Source organism: Streptomyces laurentii, from assembly GCF_040635425.1.
GTDB classification, from domain to species: domain Bacteria; phylum Actinomycetota; class Actinomycetes; order Streptomycetales; family Streptomycetaceae; genus Streptomyces; species Streptomyces laurentii.
Window position 1 is genome coordinate 68366 of the sequence record NZ_JBEYHT010000014.1, and the last position, 23972, is coordinate 92337.

General features: G+C 72.3%; 18 protein-coding genes and 2 pseudogenes. 8 read left to right on the forward strand and 12 right to left on the reverse strand.

The genetic code is table 11. From position 1 onward, the window contains the following. Positions 1-84 precede the first annotated feature (84 nt). On the forward strand, positions 85-2400 hold the full coding sequence (locus tag ABZ693_RS12060; RefSeq protein ID WP_359875747.1) for an FdhF/YdeP family oxidoreductase: 2316 nt from the start codon (positions 85-87) through the stop codon (positions 2398-2400). A 36-nt stretch (positions 2401-2436) separates the two neighbouring features. Here ABZ693_RS12060 and ABZ693_RS12065 read toward each other — a convergent pair whose 3' ends face one another. Beyond that, positions 2437-4194 carry an FUSC family protein gene (locus tag ABZ693_RS12065; RefSeq protein ID WP_359875799.1) on the reverse strand — a complete coding sequence of 586 codons (1758 nt, stop codon included), beginning with the start codon at positions 4192-4194 and terminating at the stop codon, positions 2437-2439. 468 nt (positions 4195-4662) lie between these two features. On the opposite strand from ABZ693_RS12065, the gene ABZ693_RS12070 reads away from it, so the two are divergent. Both ABZ693_RS12070 and ABZ693_RS12075 read left to right on the forward strand, forming a co-directional pair. Beyond that, positions 4663-5580, forward strand: coding sequence for a LysR family transcriptional regulator (locus ABZ693_RS12070; RefSeq protein ID WP_359875748.1), 918 nt, complete (start codon positions 4663-4665; stop codon positions 5578-5580). A 332-nt stretch (positions 5581-5912) separates the two neighbouring features. Beyond that, a complete protein-coding gene (locus tag ABZ693_RS12075) occupies positions 5913-6206 on the forward strand; it encodes a DUF1330 domain-containing protein (RefSeq protein ID WP_359875800.1) in 294 nt (97 codons plus the stop codon). A 170-nt stretch (positions 6207-6376) separates the two neighbouring features. Here the strand turns inward: ABZ693_RS12075 and ABZ693_RS12080 are convergent, their stop codons facing one another. Next, positions 6377-7339, reverse strand: a complete 963-nt coding sequence (locus ABZ693_RS12080; RefSeq protein WP_359875749.1) for a quinone oxidoreductase family protein — start codon at positions 7337-7339, stop codon at positions 6377-6379. A gap of 103 nt (positions 7340-7442) precedes the next feature. On the opposite strand from ABZ693_RS12080, the gene ABZ693_RS12085 reads away from it, so the two are divergent. Both ABZ693_RS12085 and ABZ693_RS12090 read left to right on the forward strand, forming a co-directional pair. Beyond that, on the forward strand, positions 7443-8123 hold the full coding sequence (locus tag ABZ693_RS12085; protein WP_359875750.1) for a TetR/AcrR family transcriptional regulator: 681 nt from the start codon (positions 7443-7445) through the stop codon (positions 8121-8123). A gap of 620 nt (positions 8124-8743) precedes the next feature. Continuing rightward, entirely contained in the window at positions 8744-9802 is a 1059-nt protein-coding gene (locus ABZ693_RS12090) for an IS110 family RNA-guided transposase (protein ID WP_359875751.1), read from the forward strand. A 49-nt stretch (positions 9803-9851) separates the two neighbouring features. Here ABZ693_RS12090 and ABZ693_RS12095 read toward each other — a convergent pair. Then, positions 9852-10067, reverse strand: a pseudogene (locus ABZ693_RS12095) (transposase); the annotation flags it as partial. Between the two features lie 458 nt (positions 10068-10525). On the opposite strand from ABZ693_RS12095, the pseudogene ABZ693_RS12100 reads away from it, so the two are divergent. Beyond that, a pseudogene (locus tag ABZ693_RS12100) lies at positions 10526-10846 on the forward strand (transposase family protein); the annotation flags it as partial. 231 nt (positions 10847-11077) lie between these two features. Here ABZ693_RS12100 and ABZ693_RS12105 read toward each other — a convergent pair. The 9 genes from ABZ693_RS12105 to ABZ693_RS12145 all read right to left on the reverse strand — a co-directional run bounded on the left by ABZ693_RS12105 (position 11078) and on the right by ABZ693_RS12145 (position 20741). Next, positions 11078-11887: a glycosyltransferase family 2 protein gene (locus ABZ693_RS12105; RefSeq protein ID WP_359875752.1), complete on the reverse strand. Its 810-nt coding sequence runs from the start codon at positions 11885-11887 to the stop codon at positions 11078-11080. After that, complete coding sequence (locus ABZ693_RS12110; protein WP_359875753.1) at positions 11887-12549, reverse strand: class I SAM-dependent methyltransferase; 663 nt, start codon at positions 12547-12549, stop codon at positions 11887-11889. Before ABZ693_RS12110 ends, ABZ693_RS12105 begins: the two co-directional genes overlap by 1 nt. Positions 12550-12701: 152 nt before the next feature. Further along, positions 12702-13742, reverse strand: coding sequence for a right-handed parallel beta-helix repeat-containing protein (locus ABZ693_RS12115; protein ID WP_359875754.1), 1041 nt, complete (start codon positions 13740-13742; stop codon positions 12702-12704). 78 nt (positions 13743-13820) lie between these two features. After that, positions 13821-15449 (reverse strand): oligosaccharide flippase family protein, encoded by a 1629-nt coding sequence (locus ABZ693_RS12120; protein WP_359875755.1) that lies wholly within the window; start codon positions 15447-15449, stop codon positions 13821-13823. A gap of 39 nt (positions 15450-15488) precedes the next feature. Then, a complete protein-coding gene (locus ABZ693_RS12125; protein ID WP_359875756.1) occupies positions 15489-16337 on the reverse strand; it encodes a YveK family protein in 849 nt (282 codons plus the stop codon). Positions 16338-16407: 70 nt separating this feature from the next. Beyond that, positions 16408-17595, reverse strand: a complete 1188-nt coding sequence (wecB, locus tag ABZ693_RS12130; RefSeq protein WP_359875757.1) for a non-hydrolyzing UDP-N-acetylglucosamine 2-epimerase — start codon at positions 17593-17595, stop codon at positions 16408-16410. 4 nt (positions 17596-17599) lie between these two features. Next, a complete protein-coding gene (locus ABZ693_RS12135; RefSeq protein WP_359875758.1) occupies positions 17600-18856 on the reverse strand; it encodes a nucleotide sugar dehydrogenase in 1257 nt (418 codons plus the stop codon). Continuing rightward, positions 18856-19635: a WecB/TagA/CpsF family glycosyltransferase gene (locus ABZ693_RS12140; protein WP_359875759.1), complete on the reverse strand. Its 780-nt coding sequence runs from the start codon at positions 19633-19635 to the stop codon at positions 18856-18858. Before ABZ693_RS12140 ends, ABZ693_RS12135 begins: the two co-directional genes overlap by 1 nt. Further along, complete coding sequence (locus ABZ693_RS12145) at positions 19632-20741, reverse strand: hypothetical protein (RefSeq protein ID WP_359875760.1); 1110 nt, start codon at positions 20739-20741, stop codon at positions 19632-19634. Before ABZ693_RS12145 ends, ABZ693_RS12140 begins: the two co-directional genes overlap by 4 nt. A gap of 855 nt (positions 20742-21596) precedes the next feature. Here ABZ693_RS12145 and ABZ693_RS12150 point away from each other — a divergent pair. Further along, positions 21597-22925, forward strand: a complete 1329-nt coding sequence (locus ABZ693_RS12150) for an MFS transporter (protein ID WP_435842402.1) — start codon at positions 21597-21599, stop codon at positions 22923-22925. Then, positions 22922-23956: a TolB family protein gene (locus ABZ693_RS12155; RefSeq protein WP_359875761.1), complete on the forward strand. Its 1035-nt coding sequence runs from the start codon at positions 22922-22924 to the stop codon at positions 23954-23956. The genes ABZ693_RS12150 and ABZ693_RS12155 overlap by 4 nt, the downstream gene beginning before the upstream one ends. The last annotated feature ends 16 nt before the right edge of the window (positions 23957-23972 follow it).

Sequence of the window (23972 nt, forward strand, 5' to 3'; positions counted from 1 at the left end):
CGGCGTCACCGCCCGGATGGCAGGGCCTCGGCGGCGGACTTAGCCTGCTCGAAGGTGTACCCCCGCCGGGAAGGGCCGAATGCCGTGACCATCGAGAAGGACGAGCCGGAAGCCGCCCTGGAGCCACGCGTCGGCCCGGCCCCCGAGGAGGGCCCGGAGTTCCACCCATACCACCATCCCGCCGCCGGCTGGGGCGCGGCAAAGAGCGTCACGCGCTTCCTGCTGCGCGAGAAGACGCTGGTGGACGGCCCCCGGGCGATCATGAAGATGAACCACGAGAACTCCGGGTTCGACTGTCCGGGCTGTGCCTGGCCCGACGACACCAAGGGCCTCCGGCTCGACATCTGCGAGAACGGCATCAAGCACGTCACCTGGGAGATGACCGGCAAACGCGTCGGCCGGGACTTCTTCGCCGCGCACAGCGTGACCGAGCTGGCCGAGTGGAGCGACTTCGCCCTGGAGGACCAGGGCCGGCTGACCGAACCGATGGTCTACGACCCGGACGCGGACCACTACGTCCCGATCAGCTGGAAGAACGCCTTCGAGCTGGTCGGCCGGACACTGCGGGAGCTGGACGACCCGAACCAGGCGGCCTTCTACACCTCCGGCCGGCTCGGCAACGAGGCCACCTTCCTCTACCAGCTGATGGCCCGCGAGCTCGGCACCAACAACCTGCCGGACTGCTCCAACATGTGCCACGAGGCCAGCGGCCGCGCGCTGCGGGCGTCCCTCGGCACCGGCAAGGGGACGGTCGACCTGAAGGACTGGGAGACCGCCGACGCGCTGTTCGTCTTCGGCGTCAACGCCGCCTCCAACGCCCCGCGGATGCTCACCGCCCTGTCCGAGGCGTACCGCCGCGGCGCGCAGATCGTCCATGTGAACCCGCTGGTCGAGGCCGCCGCCACCAAGACGATCGTGCCGCACGACTTCCTCGACATGGCGCTGTACAAGACGACGCGGACCAGCACGCTGAACCTCCAGCCGCGGATCGGCGGCGACATGGCGCTGCTGCGCGGGATGGCGAAGGCGGTCCTGGAACAGTCGGCCACCGACCCGAAGGCGCTGGACCGGGAGTTCGTCGAGCGGCACACCCAGGGCTTCGAGGAGTACCGCGCGCTGTGCGAGAGCACCCCGTGGGAGGAGATCGAGCACCAGTCCGGGCTGAGCCGCGAGGACGTGCTCAAGGCGGCGCGGGTGTACGGGGAGGCCGACCGCAGCATCGTCAGCTGGTGCCTGGGGCTCACCCAGCATGAGCACGGCGTCGACACCGTACGCGAGATCGTCAACCTGCTGCTGCTCCGCGGCAACCTGGGACGCGAGGGCGCGGGCCCCTCCCCGGTCCGCGGGCACAGCAACGTCCAGGGCAACCGGACCTGCGGGATCGACCACCGGCCCGCGCCCGCCTTCCTGGACCGGCTCGCCGAGGTCTGCGGGATCGAACCGCCGCGCGCGCACGGCCTGGACACCGTGGGCACGATCAAGGCCATGCTGAAGGGCGACATCAAGGTCTTCGTCGGCATGGGCGGCAACTTCGCGCTCGCGGCGCCGGATTCGCCGGTGACGTACGAGGCGCTGCGGACGTGCGAACTGACCGTACAGGTGAGCACGGAACTGAATCGCAGTCATCTCGTACACGGGCGGCGGGCGTTGATCCTGCCGTGCCTGGGCCGCACCGAGAAGGACCACCAGCGCCGGGGCGTCCAGAGCACCTCGGTCGAGGACTCGATGAGCATGGTGCACCTGTCGGTCGGCATGAAGCGGCCCGCCTCACGGCAGCTGCTGTCCGAACCGGCGATCGTCGCGGGCATCGCCCGGGCGGCGCTCCCGGACAGCGAGACACCGTGGCAGTGGTACGTCGAGGACTACGACCGCATCCGCGACACCATGGCCAAAGTCCTCGACGGCTTCGAGGACTTCAACCGCAGGGTGCGGCTGCCCCTCGGCTTCCGCATCAGGCAGCCCGCCCGCGAGCTGGTGTTCCTCACCCCGTCGGGCAAGGCCGAGTTCTCCACCGCCCCGCTGCCCGACGTCGTCCCCGAGCCGGGCACGCTGGCGCTGGGCACGATGCGTTCGCACGACCAGTGGAACACCACGATCTACTCGGACGACGACCGCTACCGCGGCATCAGGAACCTGCGCACGCTGATCTTCATGAACCGTTCCGACATGCGCGAGCGCGGGATCGACGACATGGCGCCGGTCGACATCACGAGCACGGCCAGGGACGGCAGCCGGCGGTCCCTCAAGGGCTATACGGCCGTTCCGTACGACATTCCGCGCGGCTGCGCGGCGGGCTACATGCCGGAGATGAACGTGCTGTGCGCGCTGGGCGACTACAGCACACAGAGCGACCAGCCGATCATGAAGCATCTGAAGGTGACGGTCGGCCCGGCCGCCTGAGCCGCGCGCGCCGGCCACGGGGCTTCGGCGAGGGGGTCAGCGCCCCCGTACGAGCCGGTCGAGCAGTCCGTACGCGCGGTGCTCCGCGGCGGCCAGTTCGGTGGGGTCGATCTCGGCGGGCCAGAGCTCGCCGGCCGCCGCGTCGTCGGCCTCGCGCAGCTCCACGACCGCGGCCGCCAGCCGCGTCTGCGCCGCGGGGAACAGCGTCGCGTCGCGGTCCGTCAGCGCCCGTTCGGCACGCTCGGATGCCCGGGCGCACGCGGTCAGCGCGTGCTTCGCCCGCAGCGCCGCCCGGTCGTGCACCACGACGAGCGCGCAGAGCAGTGCGACGGCGATGCCGAGGAGGCTGCTCAAGGCGCGGTCCTGGACCAGGGCTCCGGCCGGCATGGGCGCGGCGAGGTCGGTGAGCAGCAGTGCCAGCGGCGTCAGGAAGACGACGCCGAGCCCGTAGTTGTAGGCCACGCCGTACTCCAGCAGGAACTCCAGGAGCACGACCACGAGCACCAGCGTCAGGGGGTCGGGGTGGGTGGCCAGCACGCCGAGCGCGAGCAGCAGCCCTGCGGCGGTGCCGAGGGTGCGCTGCACCGCACGCTGCGCCGCCGTCCGCACATTGACCGAGTGCAGGACGGCGGCGGCCGTGATGGCCGCCCAGTACCCGTGGCCGAGTCCCAGGGCGAGGGCCGCCGCGCCCGCCAGGCCGGTGCCGAGGACCATCCGCAGGGCGGGCATCAGGAGGACGAGCGTGTGCCGGTGGGCCCCGCCTGTGAGGAGTTCCGCCGCGCGCAGTTCGGCGTCCTGCGGGGCGGCGGCACCGGCGGCGGTACGGGCGGGGGTCGCCCGGGAGCCCTCGGTGGTGGTCGCGTCGGCGTGGCCGGCCTCGTACGCCCGTGACAGCGCGGGAAGGAGTTCCGGTCGCCCGGGCCGACGGCTCACCAGCAGGCGGACCTGGGCGCGCAGGCACCGCGCCAGGCCGAGGGGGTCGTCGGGAGGACGGCGGGCCGAACCGACGAGCAGCGACCAGGAGAGGTCGGTCAGCCGTAGGCACGTGCCGCCGTCCCGGCCGCTCCGCTCGGCGGCCGTCGGCGGCGGTACGCCGAGGGTCCGGTACGCCTCCAGCACGGCGGCGGTCGCCCGGTGCCGCGACAGCCCATGGCCCCCGCCCGCGTCGATCGCCTCCATCAGGTCCGCCAGCTCGCGGAGCGCTGCGGCGACGGCGAAGCGCTGGGGGCGGTCCGGGTACACGAGCCGGCCGGAGACGCCCAGGAGCCAGGCCGTGGCCGCGCCCACCGCGGCCAGGCCGGTGTGCGGCAGGACATCGGACGACACCGGCGCGCCGTAGGCGGCGGCGGCGAAGGAGAACAGCAGCAGGACGGCACCGAGGCCGCTCAGCCGGGTCGCGTCGCAGGCGAACTTGGCGGCCCCGGCCACCAGGGCCGTCGCCGTGACGACCACGGCGGCGCCCGCTCCCCCGTCCTGCGGCCGGGCCCACGCGCCGAGCGCGGAACCGGCGGCGACACACAGCGTCATCGCCACGGCGACCAGGGCGAGCACCCGGGCGCGCCGGCCGTACGGCAGATTGCGGCCGAACGTGGTGGTCAGCGAGCCGAGGATCGTGTAGACGGCCGCGTCGGCCCGGCCTGCCATGGCGAGCGGCACCGCCGGCAGCGCCGTCGTCAGCGCCGCGCGCGCCGCGAAGGACAGGGCGCCGTCGATGTTCTGGAGGGCGAGCGCGCCCCGCGGGGACAGCGCGCGCTTCGTACGGGCGGCCCATCGGCGCGGGCCGGCCTCGGACATCACCACGCGCACAGGGCGCGGACGGGACCCACCCGGTCCATCGGTGGGGCGGAGTGGCCTCGGGTCACAGCACTGTCCTTCTTCCCCGCGCGAGGCGGTCATACGGGCGAACTCCGGAGGCGTCTCTGCCGGAATGCGCGGGCTTCGCCGGGGCGGTGAAACGGAATTTCTCACGTACCCGAAACTCTCGGACAATGCCTCGGTGATGTCAAAGAGGGAGCCCCGATCGCTCGATCGGCGAGATCTATCACGAGGCATGCCATCGCAGGTCAGGTGGCCTGGGAGCGGAGCAACGGGCACCGCCGGCCGCGAGAGCGGAGCGGGAGCGTCGACAATTCCCCAGCCGTCCGGGAATTCGAAGACACAGAAACCCGGATACCCGGAAGTGTGGAAAGGGATCGGCGGAAATCAGCGGCAGCGCCGAGGACCCGGTTGGCGATCCCGCCGGCGGTCGGGTAGACCCGTCACGTGCTGTTCCGCCAACTCGAGTACCTGGTGGCGCTCTCTCGCGAGCGTCATTTCGCCCGCGCCGCGCAGGCCTGCCACGTCTCCCAGCCCACCCTGTCCGAGGCGATCAGGAAGCTGGAGGACGAACTCGACGTGCCGCTCGTCCGGCGCGGCCGGGCGTACGAGGGACTGACCCCGGAGGGCGAGCGCATCGTCCTGCGGGCACGCCGCCTCCTCGCCGACCGGGACGCTCTGCGGGCCGAGGTCGGCGCGCTGCGCGGCGGGCTGAGCGGGCGGCTGCGGATCGGCGCGGTGCCGACCGCCTCGGGCGCCGTCGCCCAGCTGACCGGACCCTTCTGTACAGAACACCCGCTGGTCACCGTCGCGGTGACGGCGGATCTGCGGGCGGAGGACATCCTCCGGCAGGTGCGGGAGTTCGAGCTCGACGCCGGAATCACGTATCTGCCCGCCGATCTCCCGGAGAGTTTCCTGGCCGTACCGCTGTACCGGGAGCGGTACGTACTGCTCACCGATGCCGCCGACAGCCTCGCCCCCGGCGCGTCGGCGACCTGGGCGGAGGTGTCGCGGCTCCCGTTGTGCCTGCTGACGGAGGCGATGCAGGGGCGCCGGGTGCTCGACGAGGTGTTCGCCGAGGCGGGGGTACGGCCCGAGCCCCGGGTCGAGACGGACTCCGTCGCGGCGCTCTTCGCCCATGTCCGGGCGGGCCGGTGGGCGAGCGTGGTGCCGCACACCTGGCTGCACGTGTTCGGCGTGCCGCACGGCATGCGGGCGGTGCCCATGACGGAGCCCGACCGGACGGTGCCGCTCGGCCTCGTGGTGGCGGCCCGGGAGCCGCGATCGGCGCCGGCACGGGCCCTGGTGGAACTCGCGCGCCGCACCGATGTCGCGGCCGCGCTGGAACGGCTGCCGGAGGACTAGGGCCTGTCTTTCACGGCTGGGAAAGGGCGTTGAGCTCGTGCCCGGCGATCGAGAAGACTGCCACCATGAGCTCTCGGCACTTCGTGACACTCGACCAGGACCTACGTTGTTCGCAGCGCCCGCCGGTTGCTCCCCGGGCAGCGCCATCGGCGGTCTGATCCTCGCCGGGGCCCCGGCATCTCTTGCCTGAAGACCGCGCCTACGCCACCGCGGCGCTGGTCGGCATCGGCGCCATGGCGATCACGACGCTGACCAGCCTTACTCTCGCCCGCCGTCGCTCGTCCGAGGCCAACCCGAACGTCAGAAGCACTCGTCCCCACACTGGAGGTTCCATGCCCAAGGGCTACTGGGTCAGCGTCTACCGCACCATTTCGGACCCTGAGAAGCTGGCCGCATACAACAAGCTGGCCGCTCCGGCCGTCAAGGCCGGGGGCGGTCGGGTCCTCGCCCGTGACAGTCGGGTCGTGGCGTACGAAGCCGGAATCGCCGAGCGCACGATCCTGATCGAGTTCGACAGCTTCGAGCAGGCCGTCGCGGCGCGCGAGAGCGCGGCCTACCAGGAGGCGCTGGCCGCCCTCTCCGACGGCGTCGAGCGCGACTTCCGCATAGTCGAAGGCCTCGACTGACCGCCGGCTTCTTGCGCCGTGACGTGGCCATGAGCATCGGCAGGCCGGCTCCGGCCTGCCGATGCCGAGCCCGGAGTGGCACCCTTCGCGCAGGCCCCGGCCCGCGCCCTGCACGCCGGCGAGAGTGCCGCATGAGCGTCGAGCGGGCTGTCGGCACAGAGCGACAGGCTTCAGTCGACCCTGACCACGTACTTGCCCCGCACCCCGCCCACCTCCAGTGCCCGGTGTGCCGCCGCTGTCTCTTCCAGCGGGAAGGCCTTGTCCACCGCGGGGCGCAGGCCGCCGTCCGCCACCTGGCGGGCGAGGTCGTCGAAGAGTGCCCGCGTGGGGTTGCCGCTGAAGAAGCGCACCCGGCCGCGTCCGTGGACGGCGCTGGCGGCCATGTAGCCGAGTGAGGCGGCGGGCCGTGCCGGGTCGAAGGCGATGGAGACCATGCGTCCGCCGGGCTTCAGCAGGCGCCGGAAGGCCCGCAGGTCGGTGCCCACGGTGTCGAAGACCACGTCGAACAGGCCCATTTCCCCCGGCGGGACGGCCCGGTGGTCGATGGCGTGGTGGGCGCCGAGCATACGGACGAAGTCGAGGTTGGCGGCGCGGGCCAGGGCCGTGACCTCGGCACCGTATGCCTGTCCGAGCTGGACGGCGGCGTTGCCGACGCCGCCCGCGGCACCCCGTACGAGCAGGCGTTCGCCGGGGCGCAGCCCGGCCTTGTCGCGCAGTGCCGTGATGGCCGTGGTCGCCACCGGAAGCGCGGCGGCTGCCACCGGATCCAGTCCGTCCGGGACCCGGCCGAGCCGCCCGGCGCGTACTGTCACGTACTCGGCGGCGCTGCCGAATCCGGTACGGCCCACGATGCCCCACACACGGTCGCCGACCGCGAGGTCCGCCACGCCGGCGCCGAGTGCGGCAACCTCGCCAGCAAGATCCGACCCGACGCGCTGCGGGAACTTCCGTCCGGTGAAGAGACGAAGCCGGCCGGAACGGGCAGCCACTTCGCTGCCGTTGACGCTGAACGCCCGCACCCGCACGAGTACCTCGCCGGGCGCCGGTTCGGGGCGCGGTACCCGGCCCACGTACAGCACCTCGGGGCCGCCGAAGCGGTCGAAGAGTACTGCTCTCATCATGCGGTCGCCCATCGTTCTCACCTTCGCCACCAGTGGCCGTGCGGGGGATTCGGCCCCGAGCGTAGGCTCTCAAGCGGACGGCATCGTCCGTTTGAACCGGAGGTGAGAAACAGTGGTGGAGGAATCCTCTCGGATCGCGGGCCCGGCCAGGCTGCGGGCCGACGCCCGGCGCAACCAGGAGCGCATCCTCGTCTCCGCCCGCGCGGTCTTCGCCGAGCACGGGATCGACGCGCCCATGGCGACCGTGGCCCGGCGTGCCGGGGTCGGCGTGGCGACGCTGTATCGGCGTTTCCCGACCCGGGATGCCCTGGTGCGGGCCGCGTTCGCGCAGCAGCTGGAGACCTGCGCCCGTGCGCTCACCGAGGCGCTGGCCGACCCCGACCCCTGGCGGGGCTTCCAGCGTCTGGTCGAGACGGCCTGCGCGCTTCAGCGGGAGGAACGGGGGTTTCCGGCCGCCTTCGTCGCCGCGTTCCCGGACAGCACGGCGGAACACGCTCAGGCGCGGGAGCGGGCCGAACGGGACCTCATGACCCTGGTCCGCCGAGCCCAGGAGGCGGGCGCGCTGCGGGCCGACTTCCACCCTTCCGACCTCGCTGTGGCCCTGTTGTCCCACTGCGGTCTGGTGAACGCGCTGCCGCATGACGATGCTGCGTCCCGGCGTCTGGTGGCGTACCTGCTCCAGTCATTCCGCGCCGAGCCGGCTCACGGGGCCCTGCCTCCGCCGAGCACTCTGTCGCTGCGCAGCCTCCCGCTCGCGGCCGACAACTCCCCGGGACGGCGCCCCTCCAGGGCCTGACGCACAGGGCCCTCGGTCGTGTCCGGAAAGTCCCTCCCCCAGGGCTTCGCCTGCGAGGTGCCCCCAGCCCGCGACGCCTGGCACGCACTCCCTCGTAGCCCTTCGGGCACGGGAGGTGCCCCCACGCCGCGTTGTCGGAGTCATCCAAGTACGTCCAGTACGAGGGCGATCCTCCGCCTTGCGATCGCGGCTCGGCATCCGAAGGGCGAATAGAGCGCCGAGACGGAGCAAGCGAAGCAAGCAATGCGCACCAGACGCCGCGGGCCCTGCCCTGCGGGCAGACGGCGCTAACTTTCCGGACACGACCTCGGCAGGGATACCGCATCCTCCGGTGCCTCAGTCCGCCGCGGGAGCGACCGATGGCATGGTCGCCGGGTTCGTCTGCCGGGGCCCCGTTACCGTCTTCGTGGCCTCGCAATGAGGCTCCCGGCCTTCGGCCCCGGTATGACTTGAGCCCCCAGTCGAGATGATCGAAAAGGTGGTGTCGCCGGTGTCGGAGGCATTGGCAGACCGCTGATTAGAGGCACGAGCGCCCTTGGGCAGTCTCTTCGTAACGTGGATGCCGGCACGCTGATGCCGCAGGTGGGGCCGGGGAGAGCACGAGCACGGGAGCAACAGGCATGGCCGCTGACGATGGCATCGACGTCTACCTCGGTCTGGACGTCGGCAAGGGCGAACACCACGCCACTGCCGTCAACCAGGCGGGGAAGAAGGTGTTCGACAAGCCGCTTCCCAACAGCGAGTTAAGGTTGCGCGAGCTGTTCGAGAAGCTGCAGGTCAAGCACGGGACGGTGCGGCGGATCGCCGATCTGTATCCCGGCGAGGCAAAAACCGACGCCCGCGATGCGTTCGTCATCGCCGACGCCGCCAGAGCGATGCCTCACACCCTGCGGACCATCGATCCCGCCGATGAGACGGTCGCCGAGCTCGCCATGATCACCGGGTTCGACGACGACCTGGCGGGCGAGTCCACCCGAATCGCCAACCGGCTCCGCGGCCTGCTGACCCAGATCCATCCCTCGCTCGAGAGAGTCCTTGGCCCGCGAATCCAGCACCCGGCCGTGCTCAGACTGCTGGACCAGTTCGGCTCCCCGGCCCAGATCCGCAAAGCCGGAAGACGACGTCTCGTGGCCCTGATACGTCCCAAGGCGCCGCGGATGGCCGAGCGGCTGGTCGAGGACATCTTCACCGCACTCGATGAGCAGACCGTCATCGTCCCGGGCACCGACGCGGCCGCACTGATCGTCCCGAGCCTCGCCGGCTCACTCCAGTCTGTCCTTGACCAGCGCAAACTCCTTGCCGCGAGGATCGAAGAACTCTTGGAGGCCCACCCTCTTTCCCAGGTCCTGACCTCGATGCCCGGCATCGGGATCAGGACCGCCGCCCGCATCCTCATCGACGTCGGTGACGGCAGCGGCTTCGCCACGGCCGGCCACCTCGCCGCCTACGCCGGCCTGGCACCCGTGACCCGCAACTCCGGCACGTCCATCCGCGGTGAACACCCTTCCCGGCGAGGCAACAAACAGCTCAAGAGAGCCTTCTACCTCGCCCCGTTCGCCTCGCTCTCCCAGCCCGAATCACGCGCCTACGACGACCGCAAACGACGCGAGGGAAAACACCACATCGCCGCCCTCGTCGCACTCGCCCGACGCCGCATCGACGTCCTCTTACCCCGTTGATGTCCTCGCCCGCGTCGGCCTGGGCCATCAGCGCGGTGAACACCTGTTCCCAAGTGCCGTCGATGGCCCACATCCGCAGCCGGTTGTAAGTGCCGCGCCAGTTGCCGTACTTCTCCGGTAGATGGACCCACTGCGTTCCGGTCTGGAACTTGAACGCGATCACGTCGATCACCTCGCGGTGGTCCGGCCACCGGCCACCCCGCTTCGGCGCGCGCTCCGGGAGTAACGGCTCGATCCACGCCCACTGCGCGTCAGTCAACGGCATACCCGGACCAACGATCAGATGAATCTGAGAGTGGCGGACTAATCGCCAGAGAAGGCGATGCGCAGGTCTCTGTCCGCGCGGCAGCGCAGGCCCCAGGCCAGTAGCGTCGAGACTAACTGGCTCTCGACACCTCTCAGCCGCGCAAGATCCGCCCCCTCCAGCTCTCGCACCATGTTGTCCACTGCCTCACCGCGCACCAGGGTATCCCCATACGGATCGACGTCAGCCAGAGTAGGCAGTCGGTGTCGGCCCAACGTATCCAGGGCTGCCCAGAGCTCACCATCGACAACTATCCGCTCAAGGACTCCTACTGCGGGACGCGGTCCTGACTTCCGGCCGGTCCGAGCGGTTGAGACCCCACGCCGCAACTCGATGACGAGCGTCATCGCACCCCCTCGCTTGCCTCGGACCAACGCTCGTATCGACCAACAGCTCACTTTCATGATCCGAAAGAAACGGCGGGTGGACGGCCACGCACTCGACCGGACCATGTCGGCGGCGACAAGGCATGCAGCTCACGTCGCAACCGACGCTACCTGCGAAGACGCCAGATCAAACACACCATCCCCGAGCCGAACGACCAGCGGGCCAACCGCAAACGGCGCGGCAGCAAGGGCGGCCAGCCCACCGGCTTCGACAGCGAGATCTACAAGCGCCGTAACGAGGAAGAACGGACGATCAACCGGCTCAAGAACTCCCGGGCCGTCGCCACCCGCTACGACAAGAGGGCCTACATCTTCCATGGCACCGTCGCGGCTGCGGCGATTCGCCTCTGGCTCGGGCCCGACCGTCAAGGTCAGGGAACAGCGCAGTCGTCATCGCGCCACGTGCGGTTCAGAGTCCGGCGGCAATAAGGATCCCCGCCCCCATGAATGCGAAGACGCCTCCAATCACTCTGCACGTGGTGACGCTGCCGGGCCATGATCGGTAGGCGTAGGACATCGCCTGGAACCGGTCGGCCACCCCTCGGACGTTAGCGGCCAGGAGCCCCCCGCCCACGAGAGCGGCGCCTAGCCGTCCCACGCCGTGTAGCGGCTGTCCGGGTTCACCAGGTAGCGGACGGTGGGCCGGGGGAGGTGGGCGACGCGGTGGGTGCGGGCGTAGCGGCGGATCAGCTCCCAGTCCTCGCGGGGCAGCACCCGGGGGGTGCGCCGGAGGCGGCTGAAGTGCAGGGCGGGGGTGCGCCGGGCGACGAACGCGTTGGTGTCGAGGAAGGCGGCGTGGGCGGCCCGCCGGCGGTCGAACGGCACGGACAGGACGTCGCGTTCGGTGCCGTCCGGCCGGATCCGCCGCAGGGCGGTGTACACGCCGTCAGGGCCGCCGGGGGTGTCGAGCGCGGCCAGGGTGTACCGGAGGTGGTCGGGCTCCCATGCGTTGTCGTCGTCGAGGAACGCCACGTACGGCGAGTCCGTCAGCCGGATGCCGATGTTGCGCACCACGCCCGCGACGCCGGTGTTGCGGCTCAGCGAGACGGCGAACAGCCGTGTGTCCTCGGGGAGTCGGGGCAGGCCCGCGCCGTCGTCGACGACGAGGACGACATGGTCGCGTACGGTCTGGCCGAGGGCGGAGCGCACCGCCCGCCGCAGCGCCTCGGGCCGGCGGTGGGTGGCGATGACGGTCACGACCCGGGCGGCGGGCCGCCGCCCGAGGACGCGGGTGAGCCGGGCCGTCTCGGCGTCCTCGAAGCGGCGCAGCCGCCAGGCGGTGGGCGCGAGCAGCACCTTGTTGCGCAGCTCGTACAGGACGAGCCAGCCGAAGCGCCGCTTGAGCAGTTCCCAGGGCGCCCGGATCACCCGGCGCTCGCGTAACGCCCCCCGCATCAGACGCGGTTGCGGACGGCCGTGAGGGACTTCGTCAGTCCGGCGACCCGCTCGGCGAGGATCACGGAACGCGGGAAGAGGTAGCGCATCTCGGCGCGTGTGAGCAGGTCGATGCCGATCACCGCATCCATCCCTTCCTCGGGCGTGCCGGGCCGGCTGTGGGTGAGCGGCCAGTGCCGGACGAGCTTCGCCCGCGCGGCCAGCGGCAGGAACTGGAAGCCGGGGGCCAGGAAATGCGGTTCGACGGGGAAGTAGCGGTACGGGGTCTGCACCCAGTGCAGCGGGGCGAGTTGGTCGACCGCGGCCACGAACCGGCGGCGCTGGCTCGGCCCGCCCACGTGCTCGATCGTGGAGTTGGAGACCACCAGGTCGAACTCGCCCAGCTTGGCGGGGATGTCGGGGTCGGTCACGTCGGCGTTCTCCGCGCTCATCCACTCGGGCAGCAGATCGGGGTGCGGCTCCAGGTTGACCAGGTGCACGTGCCGGGGCCGGAGTGGGGAGCGCAGCCAGTTCTCGGCGGTGCCGCCGAGGTCCACCACCCGCATGCCCCCGATGCCGGGGAAGCAGGCGCGGAACCGCTCCCAGCGGGCGGCGCGGAACCGTTCGCCGAGCGAGTCGGGAGCGTCGACGAAACGGGAGCGGAGGGCACGGATGCCGGACATGCATCAACCACCTGGGGTCGGAGAGGCGGATCGGAGAGGTGGTGCGAGGGGAGAGTGGATCGGCTCAACCGTAGTCGTGGGAAAGGGATTTATCAGGGGATCCCGTGATCCGCCCGCACCCGCCTCCCCTTCGGTCGCGCCGGCCCGGACCGTCAGGGTTTCGGCGGGGCCACCGGGGTCCCGTCCGCCATCCGGTTGCCCCGCCAGACGTTGCCCTCGCCCGTCGGGTTCCAGTAGGCGACCGGCCCGTACTTGCCGCCCTGCGGGTAGTACTGCGGCGAGAAGACGTTGTCGGTGACCTCGATGCCGGTGGCGTCCTTGCCGCCCGCGTAGAGGGTGTACGCACCGCCCGCGAGCCAGTTGTCGTCGACGACGGTGTGCGTGACGGGCGCGCTGTCGGCGAAGAGTCCGACGGCGGCGGAGGCGCCCTTGTCGGCCGGGGTCGGGTTGAGCAGCGTGTTGTGCCGGATGGTCAGCTTGCCCTTGCCGCCGCCATTGCTGATGACCGCGTTGGTGTGCTGCCATTCGCCGCCCAGATTGCGGAACGGGGTGATGTCGTGGACGTAGTTGTCGTGGAGGTCGCCCTGGCCCATGGACAGGGCGTCGCCGAAGACGGAGATGTCGCAGTAGCCGACCTCGACCGGGCTGGTGCTCATGTTGGACACCGCGTAGTCGGAGCCGCCGTTGTCCGGCCCCTTGCCGGGGACGGCGGTGATGGTCGTGTGGAGGACGCGCAGTCCCGAGTAACCCGGCCGCAGGTTGATGCCCCACCAGTTGGTGGAGGTGATCCGGCTGTCGATGACCGTGACGTCGTTGGCGTAGATGTCGAGGGAACCGGTGATGTCCCAGCCCTTGATGACCGTGCCGTCGGTGCGGATGGCCGCGTTGCCGGTGGACTGCGGGGTCAGGGTGGCGATCCGCGGCCCGGTGGTGGTCGCGTCGGGGTAGCCGCAGGCACGCGGGCTCGCGCAGCCCTTCCGCGCGCCGGGTTTGCCGTCGTTGCCGCCGCCCTTGGGTGTGCCGGAGGCGCCGGGTGCGGTGATGGCGCGCGCGTCGCACAGCGCGGCGCCGCCGAGGCAGAACACCTGCTGGCCGAGGCCCGTGAAGGTGAACAGGGAGAACAGCAGGACGACGGCGAGCAGGGTCGCTGTGAGCAGGGTGCGGCGGCGGCCGGGTCGGGCCAGGGGACTCACCTCATCGTTCTCGTGCCGGACCGGCCGGCTGGTGCGGTGACGCGGGTGCGGAGCTGGTGCGGTGACGCGGGTGCGGGATCAGTTGCGCGGACGGGCGGGCGGTGAGGGCTGCGGTGCCGATGCGGAATCGGCGGCCGGCACGGGGTCGAGATCCGGTACGGAGCCGGGAGCCGGTACGGCGGAGGTGACCCCGGTCCGGCGGCGCAGGGTGAGCACGCCGCGCACCAGTGTGCGGCCGGGCACGGCGCACAGCCCGTATCCCACGAGCCCCGCCACACTCGTGGCGGCCAGGGCGACGAACCCCTCCCCCAGCCGGCCGCGGCCCAGGACCAGCAGGACCGCCATCACGACCCCGCCGAGCACCGGCCGGACGCACACCCGGACCAGCGCGCGGGCCGCGATGCCACCGCGCCGCAGGGCGGCGAGGAAGGCGGGCAGTACGACCAGTCCGGCGACGACCACATGGCCGGCGGCGACGGTCCCGATCCCGCCCTCGCGAGCGGCGAACGTCAGCACCGGCACCAGGGTGACCAGCCACAGCCCCTGGATCAGCAGGAGCGAGCGGCGTCGGCCGACGGCCACCAGACAGTCGTACGTCAGCTCGGCGGCGATCCGGGCCAGGCCCAGGGCCATCAGCCAGGGCAGCGCCTCGGCGGCGGGCCGCCACTTCGCGCCGTACACCAGCTCGACGAGCGGCCCGGCGAGCGCGGCGAGCAGCACGCAGGCGGGCACGGTCGCGGTCATCAGGACCCCGAGGGCGCGGGCGAAGCCGTCGGCGAGGGCCTTCGGCGAGTCCGCGAGCCGGGAGAAACCGGCGAAGGAGACCCGGCGGGCGGTCTCGGAGATGACGCGCACGGGCCAGCCCGCCATGTTGAAGGCGAGCATGTAGTAGCCGAGCGCGACATTGCCGAGGACCGCGCCGACGATCATGGCGTCCGCGTTGACGACGGCGAGCGAGAGCAGACTCGCCCCGGCGAGCGGCAGCCCGAACCGCAGCAGCGCCCGGGCCTGCACCGGGTCCCAGCCGAAGCGGAGCATGCCGGGCGCGGCGAGCGCGCAGCCGGCCAGGGCGACCACGTTCCCGGCGACGGCGCCGCACGCGAAGCTCAGCGCGCCCTGGCCCTGGAGGGCGAGCAGCACCGTCACCCCCGTGCTGACGACGAAGTTGAGGGCGTCGATCACCATCCGGCGGCCCTGGCGGAACTCCCGGGTGAGGACGCCGGCGGGCACCTGGGACAGGCCGTCGAGCACCAGGCACAGACACATCACCCGCAGGACGACGGTGGCCTCGGGGGCGCCGAGCAGTCCGGCGACGGCCGGGGCGGCGGCGAACAGGGCGAGATAGAGCAGACCGCTGGACAGGGCGCTGAGGCTGAGCACGGTGGGCGCGAAGCGGCGGACGTCGCCGTCCCAGCGCACCACCGCGAGGGTGACGCCGAGTTCGTTGGCGGAGAGCAGCACCATGAGGACCGTCTGGGCGACGCCGTAGACGCCCCAGGCGGCCGGGTCGAGGACGTAGCGGACCAGGACGATGCCGGTGGCGAAGTTGCCGAGCCGCATCACCATGGTGTTGATCAGGCTCCAGCGGGTGGCGGAGCGGACCTTGCCGCCCAGCGTCTCCGCCCCCGCGGGGGCAGGGGAGGATCCGGACTCACCTGGGGTGTCGCGCGGTGCCGGGGACGCCTGGTCGGGGGCGTCGTTCCGCATCGGGGGGCTCCTCTCGGGGGCTCCTCTTCGCCGGGTCCGTCACTTGACCCAGGACGGGGGACGCCGGGCGGGCCGGGTCCCGGGGGTGGGCCGCACGGGCAGTTGCACGGTGGGCTGGTCACGCTGGTCGTACGACTCCGGGGGCGCCGTCTGTTCCTCCGGCCGCCCGGCCGCCCGCTCCCCCGGCCGTTCCTGTCCCGCCCGCTCCTCCTCCGGCCGCCCGGACCGGGTGGCGGCCCGCGGGGCGGGCCCCTCGCCGCCCGCCGGTCCCTGGCGGTGCCGCGGTCGGGCGGCGCCCCGGCGGCGCGCCTCGGCGAAGAAGGTCGCCACCAGGCTGAGCACGACGCCGAGGCCCCCGCCCATCACCAGATACTGGATGGTGGACTTGAGCTGCGCCTCGGGCTTCTGGGGCGGGACGATGGTGGTGATCCGGATCATCGCGTCCGGGGCCACCTTCTGGTCCGCCTGGAGCTCCCGGAGCCGCTGCTTCGTGAACTCCATGAGCGTCGCGTTGCCCTTCAGGACCGCCGTCGGCTCATGGCCGGTGACGGTGATCCAGAGCAGCGGCCCCTGCGCGTTGTCCGCGATCTTCACCTCGTACTTCTCGGTGAGTCCCGCCCGCTTCAGATCCCCCTTCGCGGCATCGGAGTTGACGTTGCGGGCGAGGCTGTCGGCCATGCCCGTCAGCGACGGTTCCATGCTCAGGAACGGGTTTCCGTCGGCTGCCGCTCCCTTGCGGGAGTTGAGCAGCGCGACCGTGCTCTGCGAGCTGTACGAGACCGGCAGCACGCGCCAGGCCCCGACGACCAGGCCGGCGGTGATCAGCAGTCCCGGCAACAGGACGTACCACCGCCGGCGCATGACGCGGAAGATCTCTGCGAGGTCCAATGGCGTTTCCCCCTTGCGCCTGGTGCGGCGTCCCCCAACTACCGTTCCCTGCACGAGGATAGAGGGGATCTCAGCGATCGCGGACCTGTCGGGGCGGCCGGTCCTCGTGATCGGGCCACTCGGGCCGGTCGGCCCGGCCGGGCGGGGCGTCGGTGGGCCGGGGCCGGCCGGCCGCCGTCCCGCCCTCCAGGATCACCCGGGCGATCCGTTCCCCCGCCCGGCCGTCCCAGAGTTCGGGACGGCGGGGTGGCGGCGGGTCGGCGAGGACCCGCAGCGCGGTGGCGGTGACGCGGTCCGGATCGCGGCCGGCCAGCACGTTGGTGCCCTCCTCGACGGTGATCGGGCGTTCGGTGTTGTCCCGGAGGGTCACACAGGGGACGCCGAGCGCGGTGGTCTCCTCCTGGACGCCACCGGAGTCGGTCAGCACGATCCGGGCGCCGGCCTGGAGGGCGACGAAGTCCAGGTATCCGGCGGGCGGGACGAGCCGGATCCCGCCGTGGACGCCGAGCGCGGTCAGCTTCCCGGCGGCCCGGGGGTGGACGGGCAGGACGAGCGGGCAGTGCGCGGCGATCTCGCCGAGGGCCTTGAGCAGGCCGGCGAGGACCTCGGGGTCGTCGACGTTCGCGGGCCGGTGGAGGGTGACGAGTCCGTACGTCCCCGGCTCGTGTCCGAGGCGCGCGAGGATGTCGGAGGCGGCCGCCCGCTCCCGGTTGGCGAACAGCGTGTCGATCATGACGTTGCCGACGACGTGGATCTGGTCGTCCCGGTATCCCTCGGCGCGCAGGTTGTCGGCGGCGTCGGGGGACGGGGCGAGCAGGTAGTCGCTGAGCCGGTCGGTGGCGACCCGGTTGACCTCCTCGGGCATGGACCAGTCGCGGCTGCGCAGGCCCGCCTCGACGTGGGCGAGGAGCGGCCCCGCCTTGGCGGTGACCAGGGCACAGGCGAGGGTGGAGTTGACGTCGCCGACCACGACGACGGCGTCGGGCGCCACGGTGTCGAGGAGCGGTTCGAAGGCGGTCATGACGCGGGCGGTCTGGGTGGCGTGGCTGCCGGAGCCGACGCCGAGGAAGTGGTCGGGCGGGCGCAGCCCGAGGTCCTGGAAGAAGACCTCGTTCATGGCCGGATCGTAGTGCTGTCCGGTATGGACGAGGACGGTCTCGGCACCCCGGGCCTCCAGGGCGTCCAGCACCGGTTTGATCTTCATGTAGTTGGGGCGGGCGCCCGCGACGCAGACGATGCGCTGGGGGGTCGGGCTCATGGGGTCAGAGCACCTCGATCCGGGGACCGCTCAGCCGGCGCCGGCAGTCCAGTACGTAAGGGGCGTGGGCCTCGACGAGGTCGTAGTCGAAGGCGTCGTGGTCGGTGAGGAGCACCACCGCGTCGGCGGCGGTCAGTTCCTCCTCGGTGAGTTCGACGCGGACGAGCCGGGGGTCGACGCGGTGGTTCTCGACGACGTGCGGGTCGGCGGCGCGGACGTCCGCGCCGAGGTCGAGCAGCAGCCGGGAGATCCGCAGGGCGGGCGACTCCCGGGCGTCGCCGGTGTTCTTCTTGTAGGCGAGGCCGAGGAGCAGGACGCGCGAGCCGTTGACGGAGCGCTTGCGCGTGTTGAAGGCGTCGATCAGCCGGCGGGCGACGAAGTCGGGCATGTGGTTGTTGATGTCGTTGGCGAGTTCCACGAAGCGGAAGCTCTGGCCGAGTTCGCGCTGCACCCGCCAGGACAGGTACGACGGGTCGATGGGCAGGCAGTGCCCGCCGACGCCGGGGCCGGGTGTGAAGCGCATGAAGCCGAAGGGTTTGCTGGAGGCGGCGTCGATGGCCTGCCAGACGTCGATGTCGAGGTGGCGGGCGAACATCGCGATCTCGTTGACGAGGGCGATGTTGACGTGCCGGAAGGTGTTCTCCAGGAGTTTGGCCAGTTCGGCCTCCTTGGGGGAGGTGACCGGGACGGTGGTGTCGACGAGACCGTCGTAGAACTCCCGCACGGCCTTGAGGGAGGCCTCGCTCACCCCCGAGACGACCTTGGGGGTCTGTTCGAAGCCCCAGACCGGGTTGCCGGGGTCGATCCGCTCCGGGCTGTAACCGAGGTGGAAGTCGGCGCCGGCGACCAGCCCCGAGCCCTCCTCCAGGAGCGGGCCGAAGAGTTCCTGGGTGGTGCCGGGGTACGTGGTCGACTCCAGGATCACGGTCGCGCCGGGCCGCAGATAGCGGGCGAGGGCGCGGGCCGACTCCTCGATGTACCGCAGGTCCGGGGTGCCCTCGTGGAGCGGGGTCGGCACGGTGACGACGGCCACGTCGAAGCCGCCGCAGTCCCGTACGGAGTCGGTGGCCCGGTAGCTGCCGGCCTCCAGGGCGGCGCGGAGACGGGCGGAGGAGACGTCCTCGACGTACGACTCCCCGGCCGCGAGGCTCTTGACGCGTTCGGCGTCGACGTCGAAGCCGATGACCTCGTGGCCGGTCTCGGCGGCCCGGACGGCGAGCGGCAGTCCGACGTATCCCTGTCCCACGACGACGACGCGCATCACGATTCCCCCCTGCTTGCGGTGCTGATCGACGGTGCCGGTGTCCGGCGGAGCAGCTCCCGTCCCGTCATCAGGGCGAAGGAGGCGTTGGTGGTGAGGTAGCGGCGGCCGAGGCGGCGTGGTTCCTGCAGGGCCCGGTAGAGCCATTCGAGGCCGAGGCGCTGCCAGCGGACGGGGGCGCGGCGGGTGACGCCGGCGAGGACGTCGAAGGAGCCGCCGACGCCGTGGACGAGCCCGGCCCCGGTCCGGGCGCCGTATCCGGCGGTGAAGTTCTCCTTCTTGGGCGAGGTCATGCCGAGGAACAGCATGTGGGCGCCGCTGGCGGCGACGGCGTCGGCGATGGCGCCCTGTTCCCGGTCGGCGAAGTAGCCGTGGCGGCTGCCGGCGACCCGCAGGCCGGGGTGGCGGACGGCGATCCGGCGGAGCATCCGGTCGAGCGCGTCCTGGGTGGCGCCGAGGAAGTAGACGGAGAGCCCGGCGGTCTCGGCCTCGGCGAGCAGCCGCTCGAACAGGTCGATTCCGGCGACGCGTTCGGGCAGCGGGCGGCGGAGCAGCCGGCCGGCCCAGACCACCGACTGGCCGTCGGCGAGGATCAGGTCGCAGCCGGAGACGGCGCGGGCGAGGGCCGGGTCGCGGCGCATGGCGACCAGCTTGGCGGCGTTGACGACGCCGATCTCCAGGCGTTCCCCGGCCCGGACGGCGGCGAGGCAGCGCTCGACGGTCTGGTCCAGGGTGAGGGCGTCGAGAGTGACCCCGAAGAGGTGCTGGCGTAACGTCATCTCGCGGTGTCCTCCGGGGTGTCGAGAGCCTCCGGGGTGTCGCCGGGGAGGCCGCCGAGCCAGGCGAAGAGCATCCAGCCGAACTCGTAAGGGCGGCACTCGCGGTCCACGGCGGTGGGCCGGAACACGGTGTCGAGCGGCCGGAGCCGCAGACCGGGCCGGACCCGGGTGCCGAGGCCGCGGGCGGCCCGTACGGCCTTCTTCGGATCGCCCCGGTACACCTTGCGCCAGGTGACGCCGAGCTCGTCCCGGATCATCGGCTCGGTGGAACCGGCGGCGGCGAGTTCGGGGACGTCGGTCATCCAGCGCAGACCGCGGCGGACCGGCTCGCCGAAGTCGGTGCCGCCGGCCTCGGCCAGGTCGAGCAGGGCGGTGGGGGCCATGGCGTGCTGGTGGACACTGTAGACGGGGTAGCCCTCGACGACGGTGCCGCGCCGGGCGTCGTAGTGCCACCACCACTGGCCGCCGTCGCCCTGGAGGGCGCAGATCCGGGCGGCGCAGGCGTCGGCGGCGGCGAGCGCCTCGGGGTCGCCGCCGCCGCTCGCGTGGGCGCGGGCGAGGGCCTGGAGGGGGTACGTCTGGTCGGCGAAGCAGCCGATGTGCGCGCGGTACCACGGGGTGAGGCCGGGTCCGGTGGCGTGCGGGAAGAGCGGGCCGTCACCGATCCGGGCGTCCAGCAGCCGGTCGCGGGCCGCGGCGAGGCGGTCCTCGACGTCGACGGTGCCGGTGGCACGGGCGGCGGCGAGCGCGGAGAGCACCCAGGCGGCCTCGACGGTGTACTGGGGCGTGCCGGGCCGGTCCAGGGCGGCGACCCGGTCGAGCGCGTCGGACAGTTTGGGGTGGCCGGTCTCGGCGGCGGCCCAGGCCACCAGCGCGGCGTCGCCCAACCCCCGTACCCCGGGCAGCCGTTCGACGAGCAGCCCGGTGAACTCCTCGGCGGTGCGGCCGCCGAGGACGGCACGCTGCCGGTCGGCGGGCAGGTAGCGGACGCCGAGCGCGGTGATGGCGGCGTAGCGGAGGCTGGTGCCGCGCCGCTCCAGGGTCCGGGTGCCGTCGCGGCGCGCGGCGCGGGTGAAGGCGAACTCGCCGCCCTCCGGCAGAAGCATCCGCGGGAGGCCCCGCTCGGCCACGGCGAGCAGCCGGCCGGCCAGGGCGTGGAGCGGTCGGTCCGCTCCCGCGAGTGCGGTCAGACGTGAACTACGTGATATTTCGGGTGTGTTGACATCGCGATCGGACACACCCACCCCCCTCGGGTCGGTCCCGGACCAGAGCGGCTGGTCCGGATGGCTGGCTGTTCGACGCTGCCGGTCGACGAGCTGAGCGAGCGATGAGCCTTGGTGCGCTGAACGGTGTGCGGTGAGCCGGGTGGGTCACGGGGTCGAGCGGCGTACCGGGAACGGATCGATGAGTGAAACGACGGACACACGACGGGCACGGCGGGAGAACGGCGCACGACACGGCGAGGACGGAGCGGCGGCTGGTCGGTCCGCCGTCGCGTCCCCGCGTCGGCACACTCGTGCGGACCGGTCGTCGCGGCGCCCCTCGGGGCACCGCCCGGCCGGTCGCGACGGTGCGCGCGGGCGCGGCTATCCGGCCCGTTCGCCGGGCAGCCGGTGAACGGGCGCTCCGGACCGTGGCCGACCGCGGGTATCCCCCACCCGGGCAGACCGGATCCGGCGTGCCTGACATGCGTGACAAGACAGGCGGTCGGCGTCGAAGCGTCGCCGCTTCGGCCTCCCGCCGGTGAAACCCCCCACGAACACCCCCTGCGCACAGCGCGGACGTTGTGCTCGAATCGCAGCGTACAACGGGAAGATAGGCGCACAACACGGGGACGATGACGCCTTTCACGGAATTGGTGGCAAGCGGTCGCGAAGCCGTCCCGATCGTGCCCTTCCCGGAGCGTTCAGCCGCTACAGTGACCAGCGCGCGTACCGCTCACGGCAGTTGGAGACTCGCCCGTGTATCTGGCCGACCGCACCACACCGACCGGAACGACCCGCTCGCCGTCCGGCGGCCGGGTGCGCGGCACCCTCCGCGCGGCCTCGCCGACCGTCCTCGCGCTCGGCACGGTCAGTCTGATCACGGATGTGTCGACCGAGATGGTCACCGCCGTCCTGCCGCTCTATCTGGTCTTCGGCCTGGGACTCGGGCCGCTGGGCTTCGGCATGCTCGACGGCGTGCAGAACGGGGTGAGCGCCCTGGTCCAGCTCGCCGGCGGCCACCTCGCCGACCGGGTGCGCGACCACAAACTGGTGGCCGGGATCGGGTACGGCCTGTCAGCGCTGGTGAAGCCGCTGCTGCTGGTCCCGCACCTGGGCGCCCTGGGCGTGTCCCTGGCCCTGGACCGTACGGGCAAGGGCCTGCGCACCGCCCCGCGCGACGCGCTGATCTCGTTGTCCGCGCCGCCCGAGCGGCAGGGCCGGGCGTTCGGGCTGCACCGCGCGATGGACACCACGGGCGCGCTGCTCGGCCCGCTGGTCGCGTTCCTCATCCTCGGTATGGCGGCGGGGGGTTACGACGCGGTCTTCACGGTCAGCGGCTGCGTGGCGGCACTCGGCGTCCTGGTCCTGCTGCTGTTCGTGCCCGGCGGGCAGCGGCGCGCGGCGCGGGGCGCGCGACCGACCGGCGTTCCGGTACGGAGCCGGGCGGGCCGGGCGGGCCGGGCGAAGGGTCCGGCGGCCGACGCCGAGGCGCGGGTGGATCTGCGGGCCGCGTTCGGACTGCTCCGGACCCCTCGGCTGCGGGCCCTGGCCTGCTGCGCGGTGCTGCTGGGCCTGACCACGGTCAGCGACGCGTTCCTCTACATCCTGCTCCAGCGCCGGGCCGGGGTCGGCGAGCAGCTCCTTCCGCTGCTCCCGCTCGGCAGCGCGGCCGTGTTCCTGCTGCTCGCCCTGCCCGCCGGGCGCCTCGCCGACCGGATCGGGCGCCGGACGGTGTTCCTCGCCGGGCACGCCGGGCTGCTGCTCGCCTACGCCCTGTTGCTGTGGTCGCCGGACACGCCGGCCCTGCCGTACCTGGTCCTCGCGCTGCACGGCATCTTCTACGCCGCCACCGACGGGGTGCTGCCCGCCGCCGTCGCCGCCGTGGTGCCCGCCCCGCTGCGGGCCAGCGGCATCGCCCTGGTCGGCACCGGGCAGGCACTGGCCCGGTTCTGCTGTTCGCTGGCGTTCGGCGCCGCGTGGGCGACCTGGGGCGACGGCCCCGCCCTCGCCGTGGCCGCCGCCGGCCTCGCCTGCTGCGCGGCGGTCGCCGGCGTGGCCCTGCGCCCTTCGGAAGGCCGTCGATGACCCTCACCCCGCAGCGCCGGCTGCTGATCCTCGTCGTGGGGGTGCTGCTCCTCGCGGGCCTGGGCACCTGGTCCGTGCTGTCGGCGGCGGACCGGGCCGCCGAGGAGAACGCGCCGCGCGCGGGCGGACCGGCGTACACGAGCGGGAAGGTCCGCCTGGACGAGCCGGGCCGGCGGGTCTTCCGTTCCACCGCGGCGGGACCCCGGCGCGACCGTCTCGTGTCCGTGCCGGCGACCGCGCCCGAGAACGCCACGCGCACCGCGTCCCCGGTCGCCTGTCTGCGCTTCCACGCGGCGACGGGGACCGGCGTCTGCCTCCAGTCGACCCGTACCCTCGGCCGGCCTTCGTACCGCGCCTTGGTTCTCGACGCCGAGCTGCGCACCCGGCGCGCGTACGCCCTCGCCGGGGTCCCGAGCCGCGCCCGGGTCTCCCCCAGCGGACATCTGGCCGCGTGGACCGTCTTCGTCAAGGGCGAGTCGTACAGCAGCTCCTTCTTCTCGACCCGTACCTCGATCCTCGACACCCGGACCTGGCGACTCGTCCCGAGCCTGGAAGAGTTCGCCATCACCCTGGACGGCCGCGCCTACCACAACGCCGACGTGAACTTCTGGGGCGTCACCTTCGCCGCCGACGACGACACTTTCTACGCCACGCTGAGCACCCGCGATCAGACCTATCTGGTCCGCGGCTCTCTGACGGCCCGTACGGTCACCACCCTGGCCGAGAACGTGGAGTGCCCGTCCCTGTCTCCCGACGAGACCCGCGTCGCGTACAAGAAGCGGGTCCTCGGGAAGACCGCGCTGTGGCGCGAGCACGTCCTGGATCTGCGGACGTCGAAGTCGACCGCGCTCGCCGAACGGCGCAGTGTCGACGACCAGGCGGTGTGGCTCGACGACCGCACGGTCGCCTACGCGCTGCCCGCCACCGAGGACGACGACCGCGCCGGCGGCGAGAACGTCTGGACGGTCCCGGCCGACGGCACGGGCACTCCCCGCGTCCTGCTCGAGGACGCGGCGGCGCCACCCCGTTGATCTCGGGGAGGGGACC

What these genes read in the sequence shown, in the direction of transcription:
- ABZ693_RS12075 (WP_359875800.1), top strand. Translation starts at nt 5,913, where the DNA reads ATGCCCAAGGGCTACTGGGTCAGCGTCTACCGCACCATTTCGGACCCT.
- ABZ693_RS12090 (WP_359875751.1), top strand. Translation starts at nt 8,744, where the DNA reads ATGGCCGCTGACGATGGCATCGACGTCTACCTCGGTCTGGACGTCGGC.
- ABZ693_RS12145 (WP_359875760.1), bottom strand. Translation starts at nt 20,741, where the DNA reads ATGCTTCTGCCGGAGGGCGGCGAGTTCGCCTTCACCCGCGCCGCGCGC.
- ABZ693_RS12135 (WP_359875758.1), bottom strand. Translation starts at nt 18,856, where the DNA reads ATGCGCGTCGTCGTCGTGGGACAGGGATACGTCGGACTGCCGCTCGCC.
- ABZ693_RS12080 (WP_359875749.1), bottom strand. Translation starts at nt 7,339, where the DNA reads ATGGGCGACCGCATGATGAGAGCAGTACTCTTCGACCGCTTCGGCGGC.
- wecB (WP_359875757.1), bottom strand. Translation starts at nt 17,595, where the DNA reads ATGAGCCCGACCCCCCAGCGCATCGTCTGCGTCGCGGGCGCCCGCCCC.
- ABZ693_RS12110 (WP_359875753.1), bottom strand. Translation starts at nt 12,549, where the DNA reads ATGTCCGGCATCCGTGCCCTCCGCTCCCGTTTCGTCGACGCTCCCGAC.
- ABZ693_RS12140 (WP_359875759.1), bottom strand. Translation starts at nt 19,635, where the DNA reads ATGACGTTACGCCAGCACCTCTTCGGGGTCACTCTCGACGCCCTCACC.
- ABZ693_RS12120 (WP_359875755.1), bottom strand. Translation starts at nt 15,449, where the DNA reads ATGCGGAACGACGCCCCCGACCAGGCGTCCCCGGCACCGCGCGACACC.
- ABZ693_RS12065 (WP_359875799.1), bottom strand. Translation starts at nt 4,194, where the DNA reads ATGTCCGAGGCCGGCCCGCGCCGATGGGCCGCCCGTACGAAGCGCGCG.
- ABZ693_RS12105 (WP_359875752.1), bottom strand. Translation starts at nt 11,887, where the DNA reads ATGCGGGGGGCGTTACGCGAGCGCCGGGTGATCCGGGCGCCCTGGGAA.
- ABZ693_RS12155 (WP_359875761.1), top strand. Translation starts at nt 22,922, where the DNA reads ATGACCCTCACCCCGCAGCGCCGGCTGCTGATCCTCGTCGTGGGGGTG.